This window comes from Stenotrophomonas sp. DDT-1 (assembly GCF_001580555.1).
In the GTDB taxonomy this organism is placed as follows: Bacteria; Pseudomonadota; Gammaproteobacteria; order Xanthomonadales; family Xanthomonadaceae; genus Stenotrophomonas; species Stenotrophomonas sepilia.
This window is the reverse complement of record NZ_LEKR01000032.1, coordinates 1-22,478: the sequence shown is the minus strand read 5'-3', so window position 1 is coordinate 22,478 and position 22,478 is coordinate 1. Positions and strand designations below refer to the sequence as shown.

The 22,478-nt window shown below is 67.1% G+C and carries 17 protein-coding genes and 1 pseudogene; 10 read left to right on the top strand and 8 right to left on the bottom strand.

From position 1 onward, the window contains the following. Positions 1-304 precede the first annotated feature (304 nt). The gene (locus tag AB839_RS14785; RefSeq protein WP_004154542.1) at positions 305-697 is read right to left on the bottom strand and encodes a carboxymuconolactone decarboxylase family protein; all 393 of its coding nucleotides are present in this window, start codon (positions 695-697) and stop codon (positions 305-307) included. Next, entirely contained in the window at positions 694-984 is a 291-nt protein-coding gene (gene grxC, locus AB839_RS14780) for a glutaredoxin 3 (RefSeq protein WP_004154541.1), read from the bottom strand. The genes AB839_RS14785 and grxC overlap by 4 nt, the downstream gene beginning before the upstream one ends. Positions 985-1,072: 88 nt before the next feature. Here grxC and AB839_RS14775 point away from each other — a divergent pair, with 88 nt between their 5' ends. The 9 genes from AB839_RS14775 (at position 1,073) to lpxH (ending at position 14,693) form a co-directional block, all read left to right on the top strand. After that, positions 1,073-2,773, top strand: a complete 1,701-nt coding sequence (locus AB839_RS14775) for a M48 family metalloprotease (RefSeq protein WP_185807381.1) — start codon at positions 1,073-1,075, stop codon at positions 2,771-2,773. Positions 2,774-2,889: 116 nt separating this feature from the next. Continuing rightward, positions 2,890-3,579, top strand: a complete 690-nt coding sequence (phoB, locus tag AB839_RS14770; protein WP_005408258.1) for a phosphate regulon transcriptional regulator PhoB — start codon at positions 2,890-2,892, stop codon at positions 3,577-3,579. A gap of 106 nt (positions 3,580-3,685) precedes the next feature. After that, positions 3,686-5,017 (top strand): phosphate regulon sensor histidine kinase PhoR, encoded by a 1,332-nt coding sequence (gene phoR / locus AB839_RS14765; RefSeq protein ID WP_061479944.1) that lies wholly within the window; start codon positions 3,686-3,688, stop codon positions 5,015-5,017. Between the two features lie 4 nt (positions 5,018-5,021). After that, positions 5,022-7,109: a polyphosphate kinase 1 gene (gene ppk1, locus AB839_RS14760; RefSeq protein ID WP_061479943.1), complete on the top strand. Its 2,088-nt coding sequence runs from the start codon at positions 5,022-5,024 to the stop codon at positions 7,107-7,109. A gap of 138 nt (positions 7,110-7,247) precedes the next feature. Further along, a complete protein-coding gene (gene ppx / locus AB839_RS14755) occupies positions 7,248-8,774 on the top strand; it encodes an exopolyphosphatase (protein WP_005415458.1) in 1,527 nt (508 codons plus the stop codon). 319 nt (positions 8,775-9,093) lie between these two features. Continuing rightward, the gene (locus AB839_RS14750; RefSeq protein WP_061479942.1) at positions 9,094-12,018 is read left to right on the top strand and encodes a TonB-dependent receptor; all 2,925 of its coding nucleotides are present in this window, start codon (positions 9,094-9,096) and stop codon (positions 12,016-12,018) included. A gap of 170 nt (positions 12,019-12,188) precedes the next feature. Further along, entirely contained in the window at positions 12,189-13,334 is a 1,146-nt protein-coding gene (locus tag AB839_RS14745) for a glycosyltransferase family 1 protein (protein WP_053500127.1), read from the top strand. Next, positions 13,315-13,854: a phosphatase PAP2 family protein gene (locus tag AB839_RS14740; protein ID WP_061479941.1), complete on the top strand. Its 540-nt coding sequence runs from the start codon at positions 13,315-13,317 to the stop codon at positions 13,852-13,854. Before AB839_RS14745 ends, AB839_RS14740 begins: the two co-directional genes overlap by 20 nt. A 92-nt stretch (positions 13,855-13,946) precedes the next feature. Continuing rightward, on the top strand, positions 13,947-14,693 hold the full coding sequence (gene lpxH, locus AB839_RS14735) for a UDP-2,3-diacylglucosamine diphosphatase (RefSeq protein WP_061479940.1): 747 nt from the start codon (positions 13,947-13,949) through the stop codon (positions 14,691-14,693). A gap of 54 nt (positions 14,694-14,747) precedes the next feature. On the opposite strand, the gene AB839_RS14730 is transcribed toward lpxH, so the two are convergent. After that, positions 14,748-16,001, bottom strand: a complete 1,254-nt coding sequence (locus AB839_RS14730; RefSeq protein WP_061479939.1) for a M12 family metallo-peptidase — start codon at positions 15,999-16,001, stop codon at positions 14,748-14,750. Between the two features lie 225 nt (positions 16,002-16,226). Between AB839_RS14730 and AB839_RS14725 the strand changes: the two genes are divergently transcribed. Then, on the top strand, positions 16,227-17,684 hold the full coding sequence (locus AB839_RS14725) for a DUF2235 domain-containing protein (protein ID WP_061479938.1): 1,458 nt from the start codon (positions 16,227-16,229) through the stop codon (positions 17,682-17,684). A 64-nt stretch (positions 17,685-17,748) separates the two neighbouring features. Here AB839_RS14725 and AB839_RS14720 read toward each other — a convergent pair whose 3' ends face one another. From AB839_RS14720 to AB839_RS14700, 5 genes and pseudogenes are all read right to left on the bottom strand, one after another. Beyond that, entirely contained in the window at positions 17,749-18,573 is an 825-nt protein-coding gene (locus AB839_RS14720) for a ferritin-like domain-containing protein (protein ID WP_061479937.1), read from the bottom strand. A gap of 9 nt (positions 18,574-18,582) precedes the next feature. Next, positions 18,583-20,049 (bottom strand): amidophosphoribosyltransferase, encoded by a 1,467-nt coding sequence (gene purF / locus AB839_RS14715; RefSeq protein ID WP_049414284.1) that lies wholly within the window; start codon positions 20,047-20,049, stop codon positions 18,583-18,585. Between the two features lie 30 nt (positions 20,050-20,079). Next, positions 20,080-20,859, bottom strand: coding sequence for a CvpA family protein (locus AB839_RS14710; protein WP_061479936.1), 780 nt, complete (start codon positions 20,857-20,859; stop codon positions 20,080-20,082). A gap of 46 nt (positions 20,860-20,905) precedes the next feature. Further along, positions 20,906-21,952: an SPOR domain-containing protein gene (locus AB839_RS14705; protein ID WP_061479935.1), complete on the bottom strand. Its 1,047-nt coding sequence runs from the start codon at positions 21,950-21,952 to the stop codon at positions 20,906-20,908. An 80-nt stretch (positions 21,953-22,032) separates the two neighbouring features. Beyond that, a pseudogene (locus tag AB839_RS14700) lies at positions 22,033-22,478 on the bottom strand (bifunctional folylpolyglutamate synthase/dihydrofolate synthase); the annotation flags it as partial.

Sequence of the window (22,478 nt, the reverse complement as noted above, 5' to 3'; positions counted from 1 at the left end):
AACAGGGGGAAAAACGCCGTCCGGACGTGCCCGGAAACGCCGGCGCAAAGGAAGTTTCACCGGCAATTATGCCTTAGCCGGGCCCGGCTACCCAAGTAGACCATGGTCCTGACCCCGGCAAAGGCATAATTTCCCGCGCATTCCTCCTCTTCCCCCGCCTGTCGGCGCGCCCCTTCAACAAGAAGGGGCTCCTGGGCGGTTGGATCGCGGGAAATGCCCCGGCGCGCGGCCGTGATCCGGTAGCGCCGGGCCATGCCCGGCGGCTTTTCGTTCACGTCTCCGCCGGGCATGGCCCGGTGCTACCTCAGTGCTCGTGCGCGGCTGGCGCGGCGGCGCCGCCTTCGAGCTGGTCGAGGAAGTCGACCGCGCGGCGCAGGTGCGGGATCACGATGGAGCCGCCCACCACCAGGCCGACCGAGAAGGTCTCGAAGAACTCCTCACGGGTCACCCCGGCGTCCTTGCACTGGGCCACGTGGTAGCTGATGCAGTCGTCGCAGCGCAGCACCATCGAGGCCACCAGGCCCAGCAGCTCCTTGGTCTTCACGTCCAGCGCGCCGGCCTGGTAGGTCTGCGTATCCAGCGCGAAGAAGCGGCGCACCACCTGGTTCGGTTCGCCCAGGATGCGCTCGTTCATGCGCTTGCGGAACTCGGTGAACTCGGCGATGCGGTCCTTGCTGCCGTCGTCGGCCGCGCTCATGCCTGGCCCTGCCCGGCCAGCAGCGGCTCGAGCTTGCCTTCACGGTGCAGGGCCATCATGTCGTCGTAGCCGCCGACATGGACGTCGCCGACGAAGATCTGCGGCACGCTGGTGCGGCGGGTCAGCGCCATCATCTTCTCGCGCTCGGCCGGGTCCAGGTCGATGCGGACCTCGGTCCACTGCTGGCCCTTGCTCTTCAGGAAGTTCTTGGCGGCCACGCAGTACGGGCAGACGGCAGTGGAATAGATGGTGATGGCGGGGGCACCGCCGGCGGTCTGGGCTGTCACGGGAAACTCCACGATGGATCGACGGTCTACATATGGTACCGGTGCGCTGGAATTTCCACGCCACGGCCGCAACACTGTGGATTAACGAATGGTTGCCCCCCGCCCTGCCACGCTTGGCGCGCCCCGCCCGAGGACCTTCTGCTTGCGAGCCCTGCTGCTGACTACCGCCGTCACCCTGGCCCTGGCCATGCCGCTGGCCCAGGCCCAGGAGAAGCTGCCCGACATCGGCTCTTCGGCCGGCGAGCTGCTGACCCCGGCCCGCCAGGCCGAGTACGGCGCGATGATGCTGCGCGAGCTGCGCAACTACGGCTACCTGCTGGAAGATCCGCTGGTCAACGACTGGCTGCAGACCATGGGTACCCGGCTCGGCTCCAACAGTGACCAGCCGCGGCAGCCGTACACCTTCTTCGTGATGAACGACCGCCAGATCAACGCGTTCGCCACGCTGGGCGGCTACATCGGGGTCAATGCCGGACTGGTGCTGACCGCCGAGCGCGAGGACGAGGTTGCTGCGGTGCTGTCCCACGAAATCGCCCACGTCACCCAGCAGCACGTGCTGCGCGGTGTCGAGCGCGCCCAGCGCGACCAGATCCCGATCCTGCTGGGCATGCTGGCGGCGGTAGTGGCCGCCCAGGCCAGCAACAGCACGTCGTCCGGCAACGCGACGATGGCGGCGATCAGCTCGGGCATGGGCCTGATGCAGCAGCGGCAGATCAACTACACCCGCTCCAACGAGTCCGAGGCCGACCGCCTCGGCATCCGCACCCTGTCGCGCAGCGGCTACGACGTGGATGCCATGGCCGGCTTCTTCGAGCGGATGTCGGCAGCCATGCGCGGCAACGAAGGCGGCTACAGCGTGCCCGAGTTCCTGCGCACCCACCCGGTCAACATCACCCGCATCAGCGAGGCCAAGTCCCGCGCCCAGCAGATGAAGAAGGATACGGTGCTTCTCACCACCAGCACCCCCACCGGCGAGCGCAAGGAGCGGGTGGACCCGGCCGATCCCAGCCTGGGCGAGCCGCTGCTGCGCGGCAACAACCCGCTGCTGCCCGGCAGTGTGCTGCGCCTGCCGATCGGCCAGCTCAACCGTGGCGCCAGCGGTGACTTCGAGTGGGCGCGTGAGCGCCTGCGCGTGCTCAGCGCGGACTCCACCCCCGAGCTGGAGCGCGAGTACGCCGACCTGGCCAAGCGGCAGAAGGACGGCCTCAACGATGCGCAGCGCTACGGCCAGGCGCTGGCGGTGATGCGCGGTGGCCGTGCCGGTGCCGGCCAGGCCCGGCAGACCCTGGCCGGCCTGCTGCAGACCCACCCCGGCAACCTGTGGCTGGCGCTGGGCCTGGGCGAGGCGGAGTCGCGCGCAGGCCAGACGGCCCAGGCCAACAGCCGCTTCGAGCAATTGTTGCGCGAACACCCCAACAGCCGCCCGGTGGCACTGACCTATGCCGAGATCCTGAACGAACAAGGCAGCCGCGAAGCCGGCCAGCGTGCGCAGGCGATGCTGCGCCCCCTGCTGTCGCAAAGTGGTAACGATCCGGTCTTCCAGCAGCGTTTCGCCCGCGCCAGCGAGTTGGCTGGCGACAGCGTGCGCGCCAGCGAGGCCTATGCCGAGGCCGCCTTCCTCAGCGGGCGGCCAGAACAGGCGCTGATGCAGCTGCAGGCGCTCAAGCGCAACCCGGCGCTGGATTACATCGGCCGCGCGCGGGTTGACGCACGCATCGAATCGATCACCCCGACGGTGCTGGAGCTGCGCCGGCAGGGCGTGCAGGACCCGGATCTGGACCGCCGCTGAGCACCGCATGACCGGCCGATGGCAATCCGGGCCGGTTCCGGCCGGGTAGTCACAAACATGTCATCAAACCGTAGTCTACTGGCACCAGTCCAGTAACCGAGCCCTACGGTGTCCTCGTGCAGAAACGCATCCTGATCGTCGATGACGAGCCCGCGATCCGTGAAATGGTCGCCTTCGCCCTTCGCAAGGGCGATTACGAACCGGTCCACGCCGGCGATGCCCGGGAGGCCCAGACCGCGATCGCCGATCGCGTTCCCGACCTGATCCTGCTGGACTGGATGCTGCCCGGCACCAGCGGCCTGGACCTGGCCCGTCGCTGGCGCAAGGAAACGCTGACCCGCGAAGTGCCGATCATCATGCTGACCGCCCGCGGCGAGGAGAACGATCGCGTCGGGGGCCTCGAGGCCGGTGTCGATGACTATGTGGTCAAGCCGTTCTCGGCACGCGAACTGCTGGCCCGCATCCGCGCAGTCATGCGCCGCGCCCGCGAAGATGACGAGGACGGCAGCGTAGCCGTCGGCCCGATCCGTATCGACGGCGCCGCCCATCGCGTGTTCGCCAACGACCAGCCGGTGCCGATCGGCCCGACCGAATACCGCCTGCTGCATTTCTTCATGACCCACCCGGAGCGCGTCTACACCCGCGCGCAGCTGCTGGACCATGTGTGGGGCGGCAGCGTTTACGTGGAGGAACGCACCATCGACGTGCATATCCGGCGCCTGCGCAAGACGCTGGAGCCGTTCAACGCCGAGAACATGGTGCAGACCGTGCGCGGCGCCGGATACCGCTTCTCCACTGCCACCTGAGTCTCGTCGTGCCGGCACCGCGCACTTACAGGTGCCGGTGCGGGCAACTCTGCTATAACCCTCGGTTCACCCCAGTGAACCGCCGCACCTCAACGACGAGATCGCAATGCCCCGCCACATCCGCTCTGCCTGGTTGAAGACCCTGGCCACCGTTGCCGCGGTGCTGCTGTTCGCCGGACTGGTGGGGTGGTTCACGGGCCATCTGTGGTTGTGCATCGCACTGGGCGCGCTGGCGACCCTGGCCTGGCATTACTGGCGCCTGCGCAGCGTTCTGCGCCGGCTGACCGCTCGCCAGCGCTGGGACACCGCCGAAGAAGGCACCGGCGTCTGGAACGAACTGGACCGCCTGCTGTACCGCAACCAGGTGGAAATGCGCGTGCGCAAGCGCCGCCTGCTGGACATGCTGCGCAGCTACCGCGCCGCCGCCGCCGCGCTGCCCGATGCTGTCGTCGTGCTGGATCGCAACAGCCAGCGCGTGCAGTGGTTCAACGAAGCGGCCACCGCCCTGCTCGGCCTGCACCATCCCGGCGACCTTGGCGAGGCCCTGGTCGAGCGCCTGCAGCCGATGCCGCTGGCGCACTGGCTGGCCGGTGGCCGCAATGCCGAGCCCATCCTGGACGTACCCTCGCCGGTCGATCCGGCGATCCGCCTGAACCTGCGCCTGATTCCCTATTCGTCGGACTACTGGCTGCTGATCGCGCGTGACGTCAGCAAGCTGCTGCGCCTGGAGCAGGTGCGGCGGGATTTCGTCGCCAACGTTTCACACGAGCTGCGCACGCCGCTCACCGTAGTCCACGGCTACCTGGACATGATGGACCCGGAGGATTTCCCGGGAACCGGACCGATGCTGGAAGAAATGCGCAAGCAGAGCCAGCGCATGGCCCAGCTGGTGGAAGACCTGCTGACCCTGTCGCGCCTCGAATCGCAGGAACACAGCGAGGACGAGACCGTGGCCATGCAGCCGATGCTGGCCACCCTGCGCCGCGAAGCCGAAGCGCACAGCCAGGGCCGCCACCAGATCAGCATCGACGACCTGGCCGGCGTTGACCTTCAGGGCTCGACCAAGGAGCTGCACAGCGCCTTCTCCAACCTGGTCACCAATGCGGTGCGCTATACGCCGGCCGGTGGCCGCATCGCGGTGGAGTTCCGCCGCGAGGGCGACGGTGCGGTGCTGGCGGTGCGTGACTCCGGCTACGGCATCCCGGCCACCCACCTGCCGCGCCTGACCGAACGCTTCTACCGTGTTTCCAGCAGCCGCTCGCGCGAAAGCGGTGGCACCGGCCTGGGCCTGTCCATCGTCAAGCACATCCTCGGCCTGCACCACGCGCGGCTGGAAATTGAAAGCGAAGTCGGCAAGGGCTCGGTGTTCTCCTGCCATTTCGATGCCGACCACGTGCGCCCGCGCGAGTCCGCCCCCCTGACCTCCATCGAAGAATGACGCCATGAGCAGCCTCGGATCCCTCCCCCTCCCCGTGAGCCCGGACAACGATCCGTTGCGCGACCCGGCGCTGTACATCAATCGCGAACTGTCACAGCTGGATTTCAACTTCCGCGTGCTGGCCCAGGCGATGGACCCGCAGGTGCCGCTGCTGGAGCGCCTGCGCTTCATGTGCATCTCCTGCACCAACCTCGACGAGTTCTTCGAGATCCGTGCCGCCGCCGTGCGCCACGCGCAGGAGTACGGCCTGCCACCCGCACCGGACGGGATGAGCCCGCAGGCCATCCTGAGCGCCATCCATGACCGCGCCGCCGAACTGGTGGACCAGCAGTACCGTTGCTGGAACGAGACGCTGCGGCCGGCGCTGATGGAGGCCGGCATCGGCGTGCTCGGCCGCCACTCCTGGACCGACCGCCAGAAGCGCTGGCTGCGCGCCTACTTCCGCAACGAGATCATGCCGGTGCTGTCGCCACTGGGCCTGGACCCGGTGCACCCGTTCCCGAAGATCCTCAACAAGTCGCTGAACATCGTGGTGGTGCTCAAGGGCACCGATGCGTTCGGCCGCGCCGGCCACCTGGCCATCGTGCGTGCGCCGCGCTCGCTGCCGCGCATCATCCAGCTGCCGGAAAAGCTCGGCGGGCCCCAGAACTTCGTGTTCCTCTCGTCGGTGCTGTCGACCTTCGTCGATGAGCTGTTCCCGGGCATGGAAGTCCAGGGCGCCTACCAGTTCCGCGTCACCCGCAATTCCGAGCTGGTGGTGGACGAGGAGGAAGTGGAGAACCTGGCGCTGGCACTGCGCGACGAACTGGTCGACCGCGGCTACCGGCCGGCGGTGCGCCTGGAGATCGCTCAGGACATGCCACGCGACATCGTGCGCACCCTGCTGCAGAACTTCGGCCTGACCGAGAACGCGGTGTACCGCATCGACGGCCCGGTCAACCTCAACCGCATCATCCAGCTGTACGACCTGATCGCGCAGCCGGACCTGAAGTACCCGCCGATGACACCGCGCACGCTGCGCGACAGCGACGGCATCTTCGAGACCACGGCGCGCCAGGACCTGCTGCTGCACCACCCGTTCGATGCCTTCACCGCGGTGCTGGACCTGATCCGGCAGGCGGCGATAGATCCGAACGTACTGGCGATCAAGCAGACCCTGTACCGCACCGGCAAGGATTCGCTGATCGTCGACGCGCTGATCCAGGCCGCACGCAACGGCAAGGACGTGACCGTGGTGGTCGAACTGCGCGCCCGCTTCGACGAAGAAGCCAACCTCGGCCTGGCCGATCGCCTGCAGGAAGCCGGCGTGCAGGTGGTGTACGGCGTGGTCGGCTACAAGACCCACGCCAAGATGCTGCTGATCGTGCGCCGCGAGGGCCGCAAGCTGCGCCGCTACGTGCACCTGGGTACCGGCAACTACCACAGCGGCACCGCCCGCGCGTATACCGACATCAGCCTGATCACCGCCGATGCGGACATCGGCAATGACGTGCACCTGCTGTTCCAGCAGCTGTCCGGGCTGGCGTCGAAGATGAAGCTCAAGCGCCTGCTGCAGTCGCCCTTCACCCTGCACACCGGCATCCTCGGCCGCATCGAGCGCGAGACGCGCATCGCCGCCGCCGGCCGCCCGGCGCGGATCATCGCCAAGATGAACGCACTGAACGAACCGCAGGTGGTGCGCGCGCTGTACGCCGCGTCGCAGGCCGGCGTGCAGATCGACCTGATCATCCGCGGCGCCTGCACGCTGCGACCGGGCGTGCCGGGCATCTCGGACAACATCCGCGTGCGCTCGATCGTCGGCCGCTTCCTGGAACACAGCCGCGTCTACTGGTTCGGCAACGACGGCGCACCGGAAATGTACTGCGCCAGCGCGGATTGGCTGGAACGCAACCTGCTGCGCCGGGTCGAGACCTGCTTCCCGATCCTCGATCCGGAACTGGCCAAGCGGGTCTACCGCGAAGTCCTGCAGAACTACCTTGACGACAACCTCAACGCCTGGGAGCTGGATGCCGACGGCATCTACCACAAGCGTGCCCCGGCCCACGACGAAGCGCCGCATTCGGCACAGATGGCGTTGATGCAGGGGCTCTGACCCGGTGTGTCGACCAGGGTCGACACCTACCAGGAGCGGGAGGTGCCGCCCCCCTTGCAGTCCCGCCGCGCTCCCCTCTTCCAAAATGTGAAGGCCGCGCGGTGACGAGCACACCGCCCCTTCGGCTAACATTCGTCCATGCCGCACACCACCACGACTCCGCCCGCATTGCAGGATGGCGACCTGCTGGCCGCCATCGACCTTGGCTCCAACAGTTTCCACATGGTCATCGCGCGCTATACGCTCGGCCAGCTGCGGGTGATCGACCGCCTGCGCGAGACGGTGCGCATGGCCGATGGCCTGGATGGCAAGGGTGGTCTCTCTTCCGCTGCACGCCAACGTGCACTGGAATGCCTGGCCCGCTTCGGTCAGCGCATCCGCAATGTGCCGCCGCACCGGGTGCGCGCGCTGGCCACCAACACTGTGCGCCAGCTGCGCTCGCCGCAGTCGTTCCTGGTACCGGCCGAAACCGCACTGGGGCATGCCATCGAAGTGGTCAGCGGGCGCGAAGAAGCGCGCCTGATCTACCTGGGCGTGGCCCACGCGCAACCGCCCAAGCCCGGCCAGCGCCGGCTGGTGATCGACATCGGCGGTGGCTCCACCGAGTTCATCATCGGCATGGGCATGCAGACCCTGGAGCGCGAAAGCCTGCAGGCCGGCTGCATCGCCAGCACCCGGCGCTTTTTCCCCGGCGGCAAGCTGAGCAAGAAGCGCTGGAAGGACGCGCTGGCCGAGATTGGCCGCGAGTTCCAGCCTTTCGCCAGCAAGTACCGCGCGCTGGGCTGGCAGGAAGCGTTGGGCTCTTCGGGCACGCACAAGGCGATCAGCGAGATCTGCGCGACGATGAAGCTGAGCAAGGGCGCCATCACCGCCGAGGCCCTGCCGCAGCTGCGCGATGAACTGCTGAAGGCCAAGAAGATCGACGACATCCAGCTGCCGGGCCTGTCAAGCGACCGCCGCCCGATCATCGCCGGCGGCATCCTGGTGCTGGAAGCGGCCTTCCAGGCGCTGGGCCTGCAGAAGCTGCTGGTCAGCAAGGCGGCGATGCGCGAAGGCATCCTGTATGACATCGTCGGCCGCGCCGGCGAAAACGACCTGCGTGACGAATCGGTGGCTGCGCTCAGCCAGCGCTACGGTATCGATACCGTCCAGGCCGAGCGCGTGCAGGACACCGCACTGTCCCTGCTGGAACAGGTGCAGGAGCGCTGGAGGCTCGATGCCGACGATGCGCGCATGCTCGGCTGGGCCGCGCGCCTGCACGAGCTGGGCCTGATGATCGCGCACAGCGGCTACCACGTGCATGGCAGCTATGTGCTGGAACACTCGGATATCGCCGGCTTCTCGCGCCAGGAGCAGCAGATGCTGGCGGCTCTGGTGCGCAGCCACCGCCGCAGCGTGACCAAGACCGCCTTCGACGCCCTGCCCGAGCGACTGCTGCTGACCGCACGCCGGCTGGCGGCCCTGCTGCGGCTGGCGGTGCTGCTCAACCGCGCCCACGAAGACGATCCGCTGCCGGCACTGGAATTGACCGCCGACGACAACCGGCTGTCGCTGATCGTGCCGCAGGCCTTCATCGATGCCCGCCCGCTGCTGCGCGCGGACCTGATCGGCGAGACCGATGGCATCGCCGGGCTGGGCATCCAGTTCCGTCCGTTCGTGGCCTGAATACGCTGTCCGCTGTTGTCCACAGGACAATTGGGGTGACGCATTTCCCACTCCCACTTTGCGCAGTCTGGCGGTTTTTTGTGCTGCTCCGCAACACAACGGCGGGCTGTGGGCAATCGCTGCCATCACGTAAGCACCTGCTTTTGTTCACGTTTTGTGAAGACTGGCGCGGCCGCGTGACATAAATGGATACGAACTCTTTACAGAGCATTAACTAACGAGACTACTATCGGGTCACCGGCTCGGTCATCGACCCTGCTGGCTCCTTCGACGCCCCCTTTGGCGTCCTGTGCACGACCTGAGAGAGAGAGAGCTCGCCATGACTTCACGCACCACCGCACTGGGGCAGGCCATCCGCTACGCCCTGGCTACCACTGCAGCGCTGGCGGCGCTGCCCGCGTTTGCCCAGGAAGGCAGCAACGCCAACCCGACCAACCTCGACCGCATCGAGATCACCGGCTCGCGCATCCGCCAGGTGGACGTGGAAACCGCACAGCCGGTGTTCGCGATCAGCCGCAACGACATCGAAAAGCAGGGGTTCAGCTCGGTTGCCGACATCCTGCAGAACGTCACCGCGATGGGCAGCCCGACCATCAGCCGCGCCAATGCGCTGACCGCAGGCGAGAACGCGGGCGGCACCTACATCGACATGCGCAACCTGGGCACCCAGCGCACCCTGGTGCTGGTCAACGGCAAGCGCCTGGGCATCAGCACGTCCGGCTACCAGGACATCTCCACGCTGCCGGTGTCCGCCGTGGAACGCATCGAGGTGCTGAAGGACGGCGCCTCTGCGATCTATGGCTCCGACGCCATGGCCGGTGTGGTGAACATCATCACCCGTTCCAATGTCACCGGTGTGACTGCCAACGTCTACCACGGCCAGTACAGCCAGGGCGACGGCGCGCGTGACCGCTTCGACGTGGTCGCCGGCTGGAGCAACGATCGCGTGTCGTTGACCCTGTCCGCCGAGCATGCCGAAGAGAAGGGCGTGTGGGCGCGCGATCGCGGCTTCAGCAAGTACGGCATGACCGATCGCCATCCGTACGACAGCAGCAACTGGACCACGATCAGCCAGTACGGCCAGTTCACCGGTCTGCGAGGCCCGGGCTGTACCGCCACTGCGGGTTGCGGCTATTCCCTCAACCGCGGCGCGGATCCCACCAACCCGGCCAATTACCACCTCACCGATACCACGCCTTTCACCGGTGACGTGAGCAACGCCAACGACCAGATGCATGTGATGTATCCGGTCAAGCGCGACTCGGTCTATTTCGACGGCCGCTTCAAGATCACCGACAACGTCAACTTCCGCACCGAGCTGGGCTACAACAAGCGTGAGTCCACCCGCCAGATCGCGGGCTATCCGCTGCAGTCGAGCACCGCCGGTGTCGGCTCGATGTCGATCAACAGCTACTTCAACCCGTTCGGCCGCCAGCACGGTTACGCCAACCCGACCGCCGTGGCCTGGAACCGCCGCACCTGGGAAGTGCCGCGCGTGACCACCAGCGAGCTGAAGACCTACCGCGCGGTGGCGTCGTTCGACGGTTCGTTCGAGATCGGCAGCCGCTACTTCGACTGGGAAGTGGGCTACCAGTACAACCGCAATGAACTGGAATCGGTGGCCACCGGCAACCTGCACAAGGGTCGCGTCGCCGGCGGCGTCGGCCCGTCGTTCTACAACGCCGCTACCGGCAAGGTGCAGTGCGGTACCGCCGCTGCACCGATCTCCTATGACGTGTGCAAGCCGTGGAACCCGTTGGTTCCGTACGGCACGACGGCTGCCGATGGCCTGTACGGCAACGAAGAGCTGCAGGCGTGGCTGTTCCCGGAAGAGATCACCAAGGGCCGCACCACCTCCAAGAACTTCTTTGCCAACATCGCTGGCAGCATCGTGACCCTGCCGGCTGGCGATCTCGGCTTCGCCTTCGGCGTGGAAAGCCGCAAGGAAGAAGGCAAGTACACCCCGGATGCCCTGGCCCAGACCGGCGCTACCACCAACCTGGCCGCAGGCCCGACCGGCGGTGACTACACCGTCAACGAGGCCTACCTGGAAGTGAACGTTCCGGTGCTGGCCGACCTGCCGGGCGCGAAGGAACTGACCTTCAATGGCGCAACCCGCTTCTCGGACTACAACACCTTCGGCAACACGCTCAACAGCAAGTTCGGCTTCAAGTGGAAGCCGATCGACTCGCTGATGGTGCGTGGCACCTGGGCCGAGGGCTTCCGTGCACCGACCATCAGCGACCTGTTCGGTGGTGGCTCGGAGACCTTCGCGCAGTTCAGCGATCCGTGCGACACCCGTTTCGGTTCCTCGGCCTCCAGCGCCGAAGTCCGTGCACGTTGCGCACGCGACATCGCCAATGCGAATACCTTCCGCCAGCTGCGCCAGGGCGGCACCCCGGTGAACACGTCGACGGACGCGACGCCGGTGCCGTTCACCTCCGGGTCCAACCCGCTGCTGACGCCGGAAACCTCGACCAGCAAGACCCTGGGCCTGGTCTGGAGCCCGAGCTTCATCCAGGGCTTCAACGCCTCGCTGGACTGGTGGAAGATCCGCATCGACAACACGATCATCGCCGACACGCCGACCCAGATCCTGCAGGACTGCTACGAGTCGGGCATCGAAGCGCGCTGCTCGCGCTTCCAGCGTGACCCGGTGACCGGCATCGTGACCAACCTGAAGTTCGGCAACCGCAACGCGGGCTTCATGGAAACCGAAGGCTACGACCTGGACGTGAGCTACCGTCTGGACACCCGGTTCGGCAAGTTCAACGTGAACTCGGCCACCACCTACGTGTCCAGTGCGACCTACCGCACCTCCAACGACAACTCGATCGTTCCGATCGTCACCAACGGCATCGGCAGCGCCTTCCGCGTCCGTTCCAACCTGGTGCTGGGCTACGAGCGGGGCAACTTCGGCGCGAGCTGGACCGCGCGTTACTACTCGGGCGTGAAGGAAACCTGCTCGAACATCGCGCTGTACCCGGACGAATGCTCGGATCCGGGTGTGTATGCACCGTGGTACAAGGGCGCCCGCAACTACAACGAGCGTGGTGCGGTCACCTTCCACGACGTGCAGGTGCGTTACTCGCTGCCGTGGGATGCCACCGTGTCGGTCGGTGCCAACAACGTGTTCGAAAAGACCGGCCCGATCATGTACAGCAAGCCGAACTCGGCCTTCTCGTACTACGGTGGCTACGACATCGGCCGCTTCGTCTACATGAAGTACCAGCAGCGCTTCTGATCCATCGCGCTGTGACATGAAGCACCAGGACCACGGCCCTTCGGGGCCGTGGTTTTTTGTTGGCCGCAGCGCCCCTGCGGTGGCCGGCGCCCCCGTCATCTGACGGTCGCAAAGCGGTCATGTCGGCTACATCGCCAGGCCCGAGCATGCCGGAAACCGGGAGGCCCGCCATGCGCTATGCCATCGTCACCGAGACCTATCCGCCGGAAGTCAACGGCGTCGCCCTCACCGTACAGGGCCTGGAGCAGGGTCTGCGTGCAGCCGGACACGAGATCGACCTCGTCCGCCCCCGCCAGTCCACCGAAGCGCTGGATTCGGCACCCGGCACCTTGCTGGTTCCCGGCGCTGCCCTGCCCCGCTACCCCGGCCTGCGCTTCGGCCTGCCAGCCCCGATCCGGCTGGGCCGCCATTGGCAGAATCAGCGCCCTGATGCGGTCTACATCGCCACAGAAGGTCCACTCGGCTGGTCGGCACTGCGTACCGCACGCCGCCTCGGCATTCCGGTCGCCAGCGGCTTCCACACCCGCTTCGACGAGTACCTGCCCGACTATGGCGTGGCATGGCTGCAGGCCGCGGCCATGCGCTGGATGCGCCGCTTCCACAACCAGGCGGACGCTACCCTGGTGCCGACCCGCGAACTACAGCAGTTCCTCGGCGAACAGGGCTTCGAACGCGTGCGCCTGCTGGCCCGTGCGGTGGACAGCCAGCAGTTCGATCCGGGCCGGCGCGACCCTGCACTACGCGAGGAATGGGGCGTGGATGGCAACGGCCTGGTGGCGATCTATGTCGGCCGCATTGCTGCCGAGAAGAACCTCGGCCTGGCGGTGAAGGCATTCCGCCGCCTGCAGCAGATCCGGCCCAAGGCACGCTTTGTATGGGTGGGTGACGGCCCGGCCCGCGAGAAGCTGGCACATGAAAATCCCGATTTCATCTTCTGTGGCATCCAGCGCGGCGATGCGCTGGCCCGCCACTTCGCCAGCGGCGATCTGTTCCTGTTCCCCAGCCGCAGCGAGACATTCGGCAACGTGACTCTGGAAAGCATGGCCAGCGGTGTGGCCACCGTGGCCTTCGACTACGGCGCCGCGCGTGAGTACCTGCGCAACGGCGAGAACGGCGCAGCGGTGGACAGCGACGAGCAGTTCATCGAGGCCGCCGTGCAACTGGCCGCCGATGACGCGAAACGCCACGAACTGGGCGGCAATGCTGCACGCGCGATGAAGCGATTGCATCCACAGCAGGTGGTGGCCGAGTTCGATGCGTTGCTGGCCGAGCTTGCGCAGTCGCGGAGGAGCGGCCATGCGCACCACGCCGCTTGAACTGCTGGCAGGGCGCGAGGCGCGCTTGTGCCGGCGGGCGAACCATTACTGCCGGCGCCGCCGCGTGCGCCGCCTGTTCTCGGTCATCAGCCGTCTCGGCGATGGCGTGTTCTGGTATGTGCTGATGGCCGCGCTGGTGGTGCTGGATGGCTTCGATGGCCTGCGCGCCTCGGTGCACATGGCCGCCACCGGCCTGGCCGCATTGCTGCTGTACAAGGGCCTCAAGCGCTGGACGCGGCGCCCGCGGCCTTACGCGGCCGACCTGCGCATCCGCGCCTGGGTGGCGCCGCTGGACGAGTTCAGTTTCCCCTCCGGGCACACCCTGCACGCGGTGTCGTTCACCATCGTGGCACTGGCCTACTACCCGTGGCTGGCACCGCTGCTGGTGCCGTTCACCTGTGGCGTTGCGCTGTCGCGGGTGGTCCTGGGCCTGCACTATCCTTCCGATGTGCTCGCTGCCACGGGCATCGCCGTCCTGCTGGCTTCGGCCAGCCTGACCTGGCTGCCGCTGCCGGTGTAGCCCAGGGATCAGATCGCTTTTCCGCCGGAAAGGGATCCGACCCCGCCGCTCCCGCGGCGCTACCATCATCATTGATGGCCTAGAATGCAGGCATGACCACGTTGTTCATTTCCGACCTGCACCTGGACCCCAGCCGTCCGGAGATCACCGACCTGTTCCTGCGCTTCCTGCGCGAGCAGGCGCCCGGCGCCGATGCGCTGTACATTCTCGGCGACCTGTTCGAGGCCTGGATCGGCGACGACACGCCCTCTCCGGCCGCCGATGCGGTGGCCGATGCGTTGAAGGTGCTGTCCGACAGCGGCGTGCCCGTGTACTTCATCCGCGGCAACCGCGATTTCCTGCTTGGCGAGGATTACGCGCGCCGTGCCGGCCTGCGCATCCTGCCCGACCCGTGCGTGATCGAGCTGTACGGCCGCCCGGTGCTGCTGCAGCATGGTGACCTGCTGTGCACCGATGACATCCCCTACCAGCAGTTCCGTGCGCAGACCCGCGACCCGGTGTTCCAGGCGCAGTTCCTGTCGCAGCCGCTGGCCGCACGCATCGCCTTCGCGCAGAAGGCGCGCGAGGCCAGCCAGGCCCGCCAGTCGGAAATGAAGCAGGGCGATCGCGCGCAGTTCGAGACCGTCACCGACGTGGCCCCGTCCGAAGTCGATGCAACCTTCGTCCGCCACGGCGTGGACACCATGATCCACGGTCACACGCACCGCCCGGCGATCCACACGCTGCAGGCCGGCGGGCGCGCCTGCACCCGCATCGTGCTGGGCGACTGGTACGAACAGGGCTCGGTGCTGCGCGTGGATGCCAGTGGCTGGTCGCTGGATACCCTGCCCCGCGGGTAATTCCCGCCGGCAGGAAATCCGCGGCCGCACAAGGCGGCCGCGGACAGTACAGACTCAGCGGAAGGCCGCGATGGTGGCCTTGGTGTTGACCAGCACGCGCTGGTTGTCGGCGGTACTGGCGTTGCCCATCGGGATGCCGTTGTAGCTGATGTTCGGGTTGGACCAATAGTTCAGGCGCGGGCAGCTGCGGGTGCAGTTGTAGGCCATGATCGTGCGCCAGCCGGTGCCGCTGGACGGCTCATAGCGGTAGCCGTGGCCATAGGCGTAGGGCGATGTGCTCGGGTCGGTGGCGATGTCATGCCGCGCGCTCTGCAGGTGGCCGATCTCATGCGCGAATGAGTAGTAGCCGGTCGCGCAATCCCAGTACACCGCCGCGAACGCCGTCGACGCGGTCGAGCCGATCCCCGAGGCCAGGCCGCAGTAGGCACTGTTGTTGATCAGCAGCACGCCGACATCGGCCGCGGTGGTGTTGCGGCTGGTGTGGATGCTGTCCATGTAGCCGTCGCTGGTGCCACGGAAACGCGACAGGTCGGTGGTGAAGTTGCCGGACTCGCTGTAGTTGGTGGTCTCGTAACCGGCCAGTTGCAGCGTCAGGCCGACATTGCTGTTGCCGTAGCCCTGGTTGGACTCGGCTACCGCCAGCTGCACCAGCGACTGCATGTTGCCACCATAGGCGGCGACGGCGGCATTGGTCGCCACCACCAGCACACGGATGGTCGCCGGCGTACCGGACGAAGCCTGCGCGATGCCGATGCGATCGTTGTTGCCCATCGGGATCTTCGGCAGCTGGTTGTAGTCGGCCGGATGGTCGGCCGGCATCCGCGATTCATCCACTTCCACCAGCACGTGGCGGTTGCCCAACGGGCGCAGGCGATACAGCTTTCCCTCCTTGCGGATCGAGCCGGTGATGGTGTCGCCCGAGCGCACCAGGATCAGCGAATTGCCGGGGTCGTCCTGGCCGTTGGAGGTGGCCGCGGTCAGCTTGTCCGAGGGCGAACGGAACTGGCCGTACCAGATGCTGCCCCCATCGGGCAGTGCTTCGACCCTGCTGCGCACCGCCTGCACCCGCTGGCCGAGCAGTTCGAATTCCAGCTGCGGTTGTGCAGTGGCGGCTGCATCGACACGCACTTCCTGTACCGTCGCCGTGGACGGGGTGGCCAGCAGCTTGCCCAGTGCGGGCTCGCTGTTTGCCGATGCGCGGCTGATGACCGTCACCGGCTCGAACAACGGTGCCGCATGCGCGGCCGCTGCCACCGACAAACCCAACACCAGGCCACCTGCCGCTTTGCCAATCGATCTGGACAACATTGCGTCGCTCCTTGAATGATGTGAACAGCGTTGATGCAGCACGACCCGGTTTGCCGGGTCTGGCCATATGGCCTGCGCGGGGCGTGTGAATTCAATAGGCGAGAGAAGTGAAAATCAGGATTTGTGATCGACCGCATCTGGGTTAAGTAAGGTCAAAAGCGTCACTACACGTCGCCAATACACCGCTTTCGCGCTACCGTGACGCAGCCACGACGGGGAATGCACATGGCACCATCGCTGGACACGGACGAAGATGTCGGCTTGCTGCGGATCGGGCTGTTCTTCGATGGCACCCGCAACAACGCACACAACCTGGCCCGTGGCAGGCCCCAGCCGCCGCAGCCGCGCCCGGCGCAGCTGCGTGCGGATGACGATTCGACCTACCAGAGCCGGTTGACCAGCAGCTACGACAATGGCCTGACCAACATCGCCCGCCTGCAGCAGCTGTACCCGGACAGCCGCAGCGGGACATCGGCGCGCCCCTCCCTGTCGATCTACGTGGAAGGTGTCGGTACCCGCGATGACGCCGACGACGACCTGATCGGACTGGCGTTCGGCATTGGCGCCAGCGGTGTGCGCGCCAAAGTGCAGCGGGCGCTGCAGGTGCTGCTGCCGGCGGCACTGAGTGCACTCGCTACGCGCTGGCAGCGACCACTGCGTGGCGTGCAGCTGGATCTGTTCGGCTTTTCACGGGGTGCGGCCGCCGCGCGCGATGTGGCCAACCAGTTGCAGGCCTGGGATCGCACCCGCTGGCGGCAGCTGTTGCAGGCCGCTGGCCTGTCCTGCACAACGGACTTCGCCCCGGCCGATCCGCCGCTGCGCTTCATCGGCCTGTTCGACACGGTGGTTGCGGTCAGCGGTGGCCGTGCCGACGAACAACCTCATCTCGCGCTGCATGCAGGCGTTGCCAGGCAGGTGCTGCAACTGAGCGCGCGTGACGAGCATCGCCAGCACTATCCATTGACCAGCGTGGCGCCAGCGTTCACCGAGATCGCCCTGCCCGGCGTACACGCCAACATCGGCGGCGGCTACAACCAGCTCGAAGAAGGGCCCAAGCTGCTCAGTCGCCCGCGCCGGCAGCTGCTGCGCCGCGCGAGCGTGGCCGAGTACCAGACGCCACCGCTGGCGATCCTGCAGGCGACCACGGCCTACGCCGAGGCACAGGCCGACGCCGAGCGCTGGCGGCAGCAGTTGGGCCTGGACGAAAAGGAAGTCTGGGTGGATGTCTGGCACCAGTGGCAGCAACAGCGTCGCGCCGGCAGCCGCAGCGTACTGCTGTCACCGGTGCTGTACGTGACGGCCGCCGTGGTGTTGCGCCGGCGCATCGACTGGCGCTACCAGCTGATCGCGCTTCAGGTGATGCAGCAGCATGCCATCGATGCCGGCGTGCAATGGACGGCCAATGCCAACGCAGTCCCCGGCTGGGAGCTGCCGTCCGCCCTGCAGCCCATCGCACGACGACTGGTGGCCGGACAGCCACTGACGCAAACCCAGGAGGCGCTGTTGCGGCGGCGTTACCTGATGCAGTCGGCGCACTGGAACTTCGACGCGCTGGGCGACACCGCACTGACCTACGCTGCCGACGCCGGCGTCAGCGAGCTGCCGTATCGGCCCGGCCCCGGCCTGTTCTACATCAACCGGCCCACCGTGGATGGCAAGCGCGTGGTGCTGCCGAACGCATGAAAGAGGGGACGGAGGGATCAAGTCGTTTTGGCACAAACGACTTGATCCCTCCGTCCCCTTTTCTTCAACCGGCCTGTTCGACCAGGTTGGCCAGCTCATCGGCGTCGAAGCCGGCCAGCAGGCGCGCTTCCATGTTGAACGGCCCATGCAGGTAGCCGCCGGCGTACTCCACCAGCAGCTCCTTGAAACGCGCGCGCGGCTCGACACCGGCGCGGTCGCAGTACCAGCGATACCAGCGCGAACCGGCGGCAACATGCGCTACTTCCTCACGCAGGATCACCTCCAGCACATCGGCGGTTTCGCCATCGCCGACATTGCGCAGCTTCTCGATCATGCCCGGGGTGACGTCAAGGCCACGCGCTTCCAGCACGCGCGGCACCAGCGCCATGCGCGCCAGGCCGTCATGCGCGGTCTTTTCGCACATTTCCCACAGACCGTTGTGTGCGGGGAAATCCGCATAGTCGTGGCCATGCACCTGCAGGCGCTCGCGCAGCAGCATGAAATGCCGCGATTCGTCATCGGCACAGCTGACCCAATCAGCATGGAACGCCGACGGCAGGCCCCGGAACCGGTACACCGCGTCCCAGGCCAGGTCGATCGCGTTGAGCTCGATATGGGCAATCGCGTGGATGAAGGCAGCCCGCCCTTCCACGCCGCCCAGTCCACGCCGTGGCACCTCGCGCGGATGCACCAGCACCAGTCGTCCCGGACGACCCGGCATGCAGATCGGATCCGGCGGCGGCGCATCCGCGGCCACCTTCAGGCGACCGGCACGGAACGCGGCCGCATACGCCCGGGTCAATGCGACCTTGCGCAGCGGATCGGCTTCAGCCAGGCACTGCTGCGCAGCGCGCAGCAGGTCGCCACCAACGTCGGGCACATCCACCACGCCTGATCCTCAGGCGCGACGCTTGTGCTTGGCATCGTCCGAACGCAACTGCTGGATGCGCTCGAAGTAGCCCGGCTCGATACCGGTCGGGTAGTGGCCGTTGAAGCAGGACGAATCGAAGCTGCGCAGCGCCGGGTTGCCTTCGCTCACCGCCGCTTCCATGTCTTCCAGGTCCTGGTAGATCAGCCAGTCGCAGCCCAGGTGGGCCTCGATCTCTTCCACCGTGCGGTTGTGCGCGACCAGCTCTTCGGCCGCCGGCATGTCGATGCCGTAGATGTTCGGGTAACGCACCGGCGGCGCGGCGCTGGCCAGGTAGACCTTGCGCGCGCCGGCATCACGGGCCATCTGCACGATCTGCTGGCTGGTGGTGCCACGCACGATCGAATCGTCCACCAGCAGCACCACGCGGTTGCGGAACTCCAGGTGGATCGGGTTGAGCTTGCGGCGCACCGACTTCACGCGTTCACCCTGCCCCGGCATGATGAAGGTGCGGCCGATGTAGCGGTTCTTGATGAAGCCTTCGCGGTACTTCACCCCGAGCACATTGGAGATCTCCAGCGCGGCATCGCGCGAGGTATCCGGGATCGGGATGATGGTGTCGATGTCATGGTCCGGGCGCAGGCGCAGGATCTTCTCGCCCAGCTTGATGCCCATGCGCATGCGTGCCTTGTGCACCGAGACGTTGTCGATCATCGAATCCGGGCGTGCGAAGTACACGTATTCGAAGATGCATGGTGTGTGCTCGGCCGGCTCGGCGCAGATTTCCGAGAACAGCTCGCCGCGCGCGGTGATCACCAGCGCTTCGCCCGGCTGCACGTCACGCACGCGCTGGAAACCCAGCACGTCCAGTGCGGCCGATTCGGACGCCACGATGTACTCGTCGCCTTCTGCGTGGCTGCGCTTGCCCAGCACCAGCGGGCGGATGCCATGCGGGTCGCGGAAGGCCACCAGGCCCAGGCCCAGCACCACGCTGACCACTGCATAGCCGCCCTTGCAGCGGCGATGCACGCCGGCCACCGCGCGGATCGCGGCTTCCGGGCTGAGCTGGCGCTGCTGCTCCAGTTCGTAGGCGAACACGTTCAACAGCACTTCGCTGTCCGAATCGGTGTTGACGTTGCGCCGGTCCTGTTCGAACACCTGCTGGCGCAGCGCCTCGGTGTTGATCAGGTTGCCGTTGTGGGCCAGCGCGATGCCGTAAGGCGAATTCACGTAGAACGGCTGTGCCTCGTCCATGCCTTCCGAACCTGCCGTCGGATAGCGCACGTGCGCGATGCCGACGCTGCCTTCCAGCGTGGACATGGTACGGGCGTCGAACACATCGCGGACCAGGCCGGTGGCCTTCTGCACCCGCAGGCGGCTGCCATTGGCGGTGGCGATACCTGCCGCGTCCTGGCCGCGGTGCTGGAGAACGGTCAAGCCGTCATACAACTGCCCGGCGACGTTCTGGTTGCCGACGATTCCGACGATGCCACACATGGTGCGAGGTCTCCGCTGGGCTGTGCCCAGTTACAAGGAAGGTGGCCGTACCTGGCCGCGGTGGTCGCCGCGCCTGCGGTCGACATTGGCCGGATCGTCCGGCTCGATACTGTCCGGCAGTGCTGGGGCGTCCGGGCGCACTTCGGCCGGATCGTATGCATCGCCCTGTTCCGCTTTCGCAGGCCGCAGCCATCCGCTGCCTGCCACTACCTGGTTGAGGATGCCATTATCGCCTGCCGCGCCCGGCTTTCCCAACCCGGCGCCTGCGTTCTTCCCCAATTCCATCAATGCAGATGGGGACAGCATGTCGGTCGGCAAGGCCTTGGGCAGCATATCGGCGCCCGGTACCTGCCAGCGCGGCAGCTTCCCGTTCATCCAGGTCACGGCCGGATTCAGCACCGGGCGAACCGCCGAGCGCTTCCAGGAGGGCTCGGCGGTCAGCGGGGTGAAGCCGGCCAGCAGCACCAGGATCGCCGCGATCAGGCCACCTCGCACGGCCCCCAGTACACCGCCCAGCAACCGGTCCAGGCTGGTCAGCATGCTGCGGTGGATCATCGCCTTGATGACCATGCCGATCACCGCGACCACGATCATCACGCCGATGCCCACGCCCAGGTAGCCGCCGACGAAATGTTCGCCGCCAGGTGCGGCGGGCGCCGCCCACCAGCGCGCGGCATCGTTGCCGAAGGCGAAGGCCGCCCACGCGGCCAGCAGCCACGACAACGTGCCGATGACGATTCCCACGAAGCCACGCAGCATCCCGAGCAGGGTCGAGGCGGCGATCACGATCAGCAGCACCACGTCGATCATGGCGCCCCGCTCCTTCGGCGGCGCTGGCAACGGGCCTGCGCGTCGGTCATGGGTGCGGTCGGACCATGCCGGCGACGCCAACCTTGGCGGCGACCTGCGCCTTCAGCTGTTCGGCGTCAGCCCGGTTGGCCACCGGTCCGACACGGACGCGATGCAGGGTGCCCTTTTCGGTACGCACCTGCTCGACGAAGGCGCTGAAGCCGGCAGCACGGACCTTGTCACGCAGCGCATTGGCATCGCTGGCCTGACCGAACGCGCCCAGCTGCACGGCGAAGCCGACGCCGCTGGCCGCCGGTGCAGCCGGCGTGGTCGGTGCCGTCGCCGGCTTGCTGGCGGTGGCCTCCGGCTTAGGCTCGGGCTTCGGGGCTTCGGGCTTCGGCGCCGGCTTCGGCGGCTCGGGCTTGGCCGCCGGAGTGGCCGTCGCAGTCGGCGGCAGGCTTTCGCTGCGCACCGGGTTGCTGCTGGCGGACGGCGAGGTGGCTGCGGACGGGGTACTGGCACTTGGCGTAGCCGGTGCCGGTGCCGGTGCCGGGGTAGCTGCCACAGGGGCGCTGCTGCCCGTTGCGGCATCCAGGGTGATCACTTCGGCCTTCACATCGGCGCGGATCTTCACCGCCTGCAGCCGGGCCGCCTCGGCCTGTGCACGGTCGGCATACGGCCCCACGCGCACACGCCATGCCTGACGGCCGTTGATGGTAGTCGCTTCTGCGAAGCCCGGCAGCTGCGAGCGCTGCAGGTAGGCGATCACGGCATCGGCGTCGGCCTTGCTGCCGTATGCGCCGAAAGTGACGGCGTAGTTGCCGGCGGCAACCGCCGGGGACGTGTCCACGGTCGGTGGCGTGGCCGGCGTGGCGGCTTCCTGCAGCGGCTTGGCCTGCCCGGTCTGCAGGCCGGTAGCCCCACCGGCCGGGGCCACCAGCGGCAGTTCACGGGTTTCGAACTGGCCCTCGGCCGGTGCATCCGGCGCGGCGATCGGCACCGAGGCCACGCCGCTGTCCGGTGCAGGCCCCTTGACCAGCATCGGCAGGAAAATCACGGCCAGTGCAACCAGCACGATGGCACCAATCAGACGCTGTTTCAGAGGCGTATCCACGTGAGGCGGCAACTGTCCGGAGGTTGCGGTCGATTATACGGGTGCCGGACCGGACGGCGTCGGGATTGGCTGAACGTGGCTCAGGCGCTGCCCTGCAACCACTGCAATGCGGCGGCAGCGGTATGGAAGGAGCCAAACACCAGTACGCGGTCACCGCGCTCGGCCCGGGCCAGTACCTGCGCCAGCGCCTGTTCGACCGAAGCGGCCAGCTGCGCGCTGCCAGCAGCGGTCTCGGCCAGGCGCGCCTGCAACTGGTCGGCACTCTGGCCACGCGGGCCGTCCACGCCGGCAAGGGTCCACTCGGCAACCACGCCCTGCAATGCCTGCACCACACCCACCGCGTCCTTGTCCTGCAATGCGGCATACACCGCCAAGGTGCGCCCGGCCGACGCCTCGGCCTTCAGCGCGCGCGCCAGCTGGCCCGCCGCCTGCGGGTTATGCCCGACGTCGACGCGGATCTGCACACCGCCACGCTCGAACGCCTGCAGGCGGCCCGGAATGCGCGCCGCCGCGATACCGGCGGCCC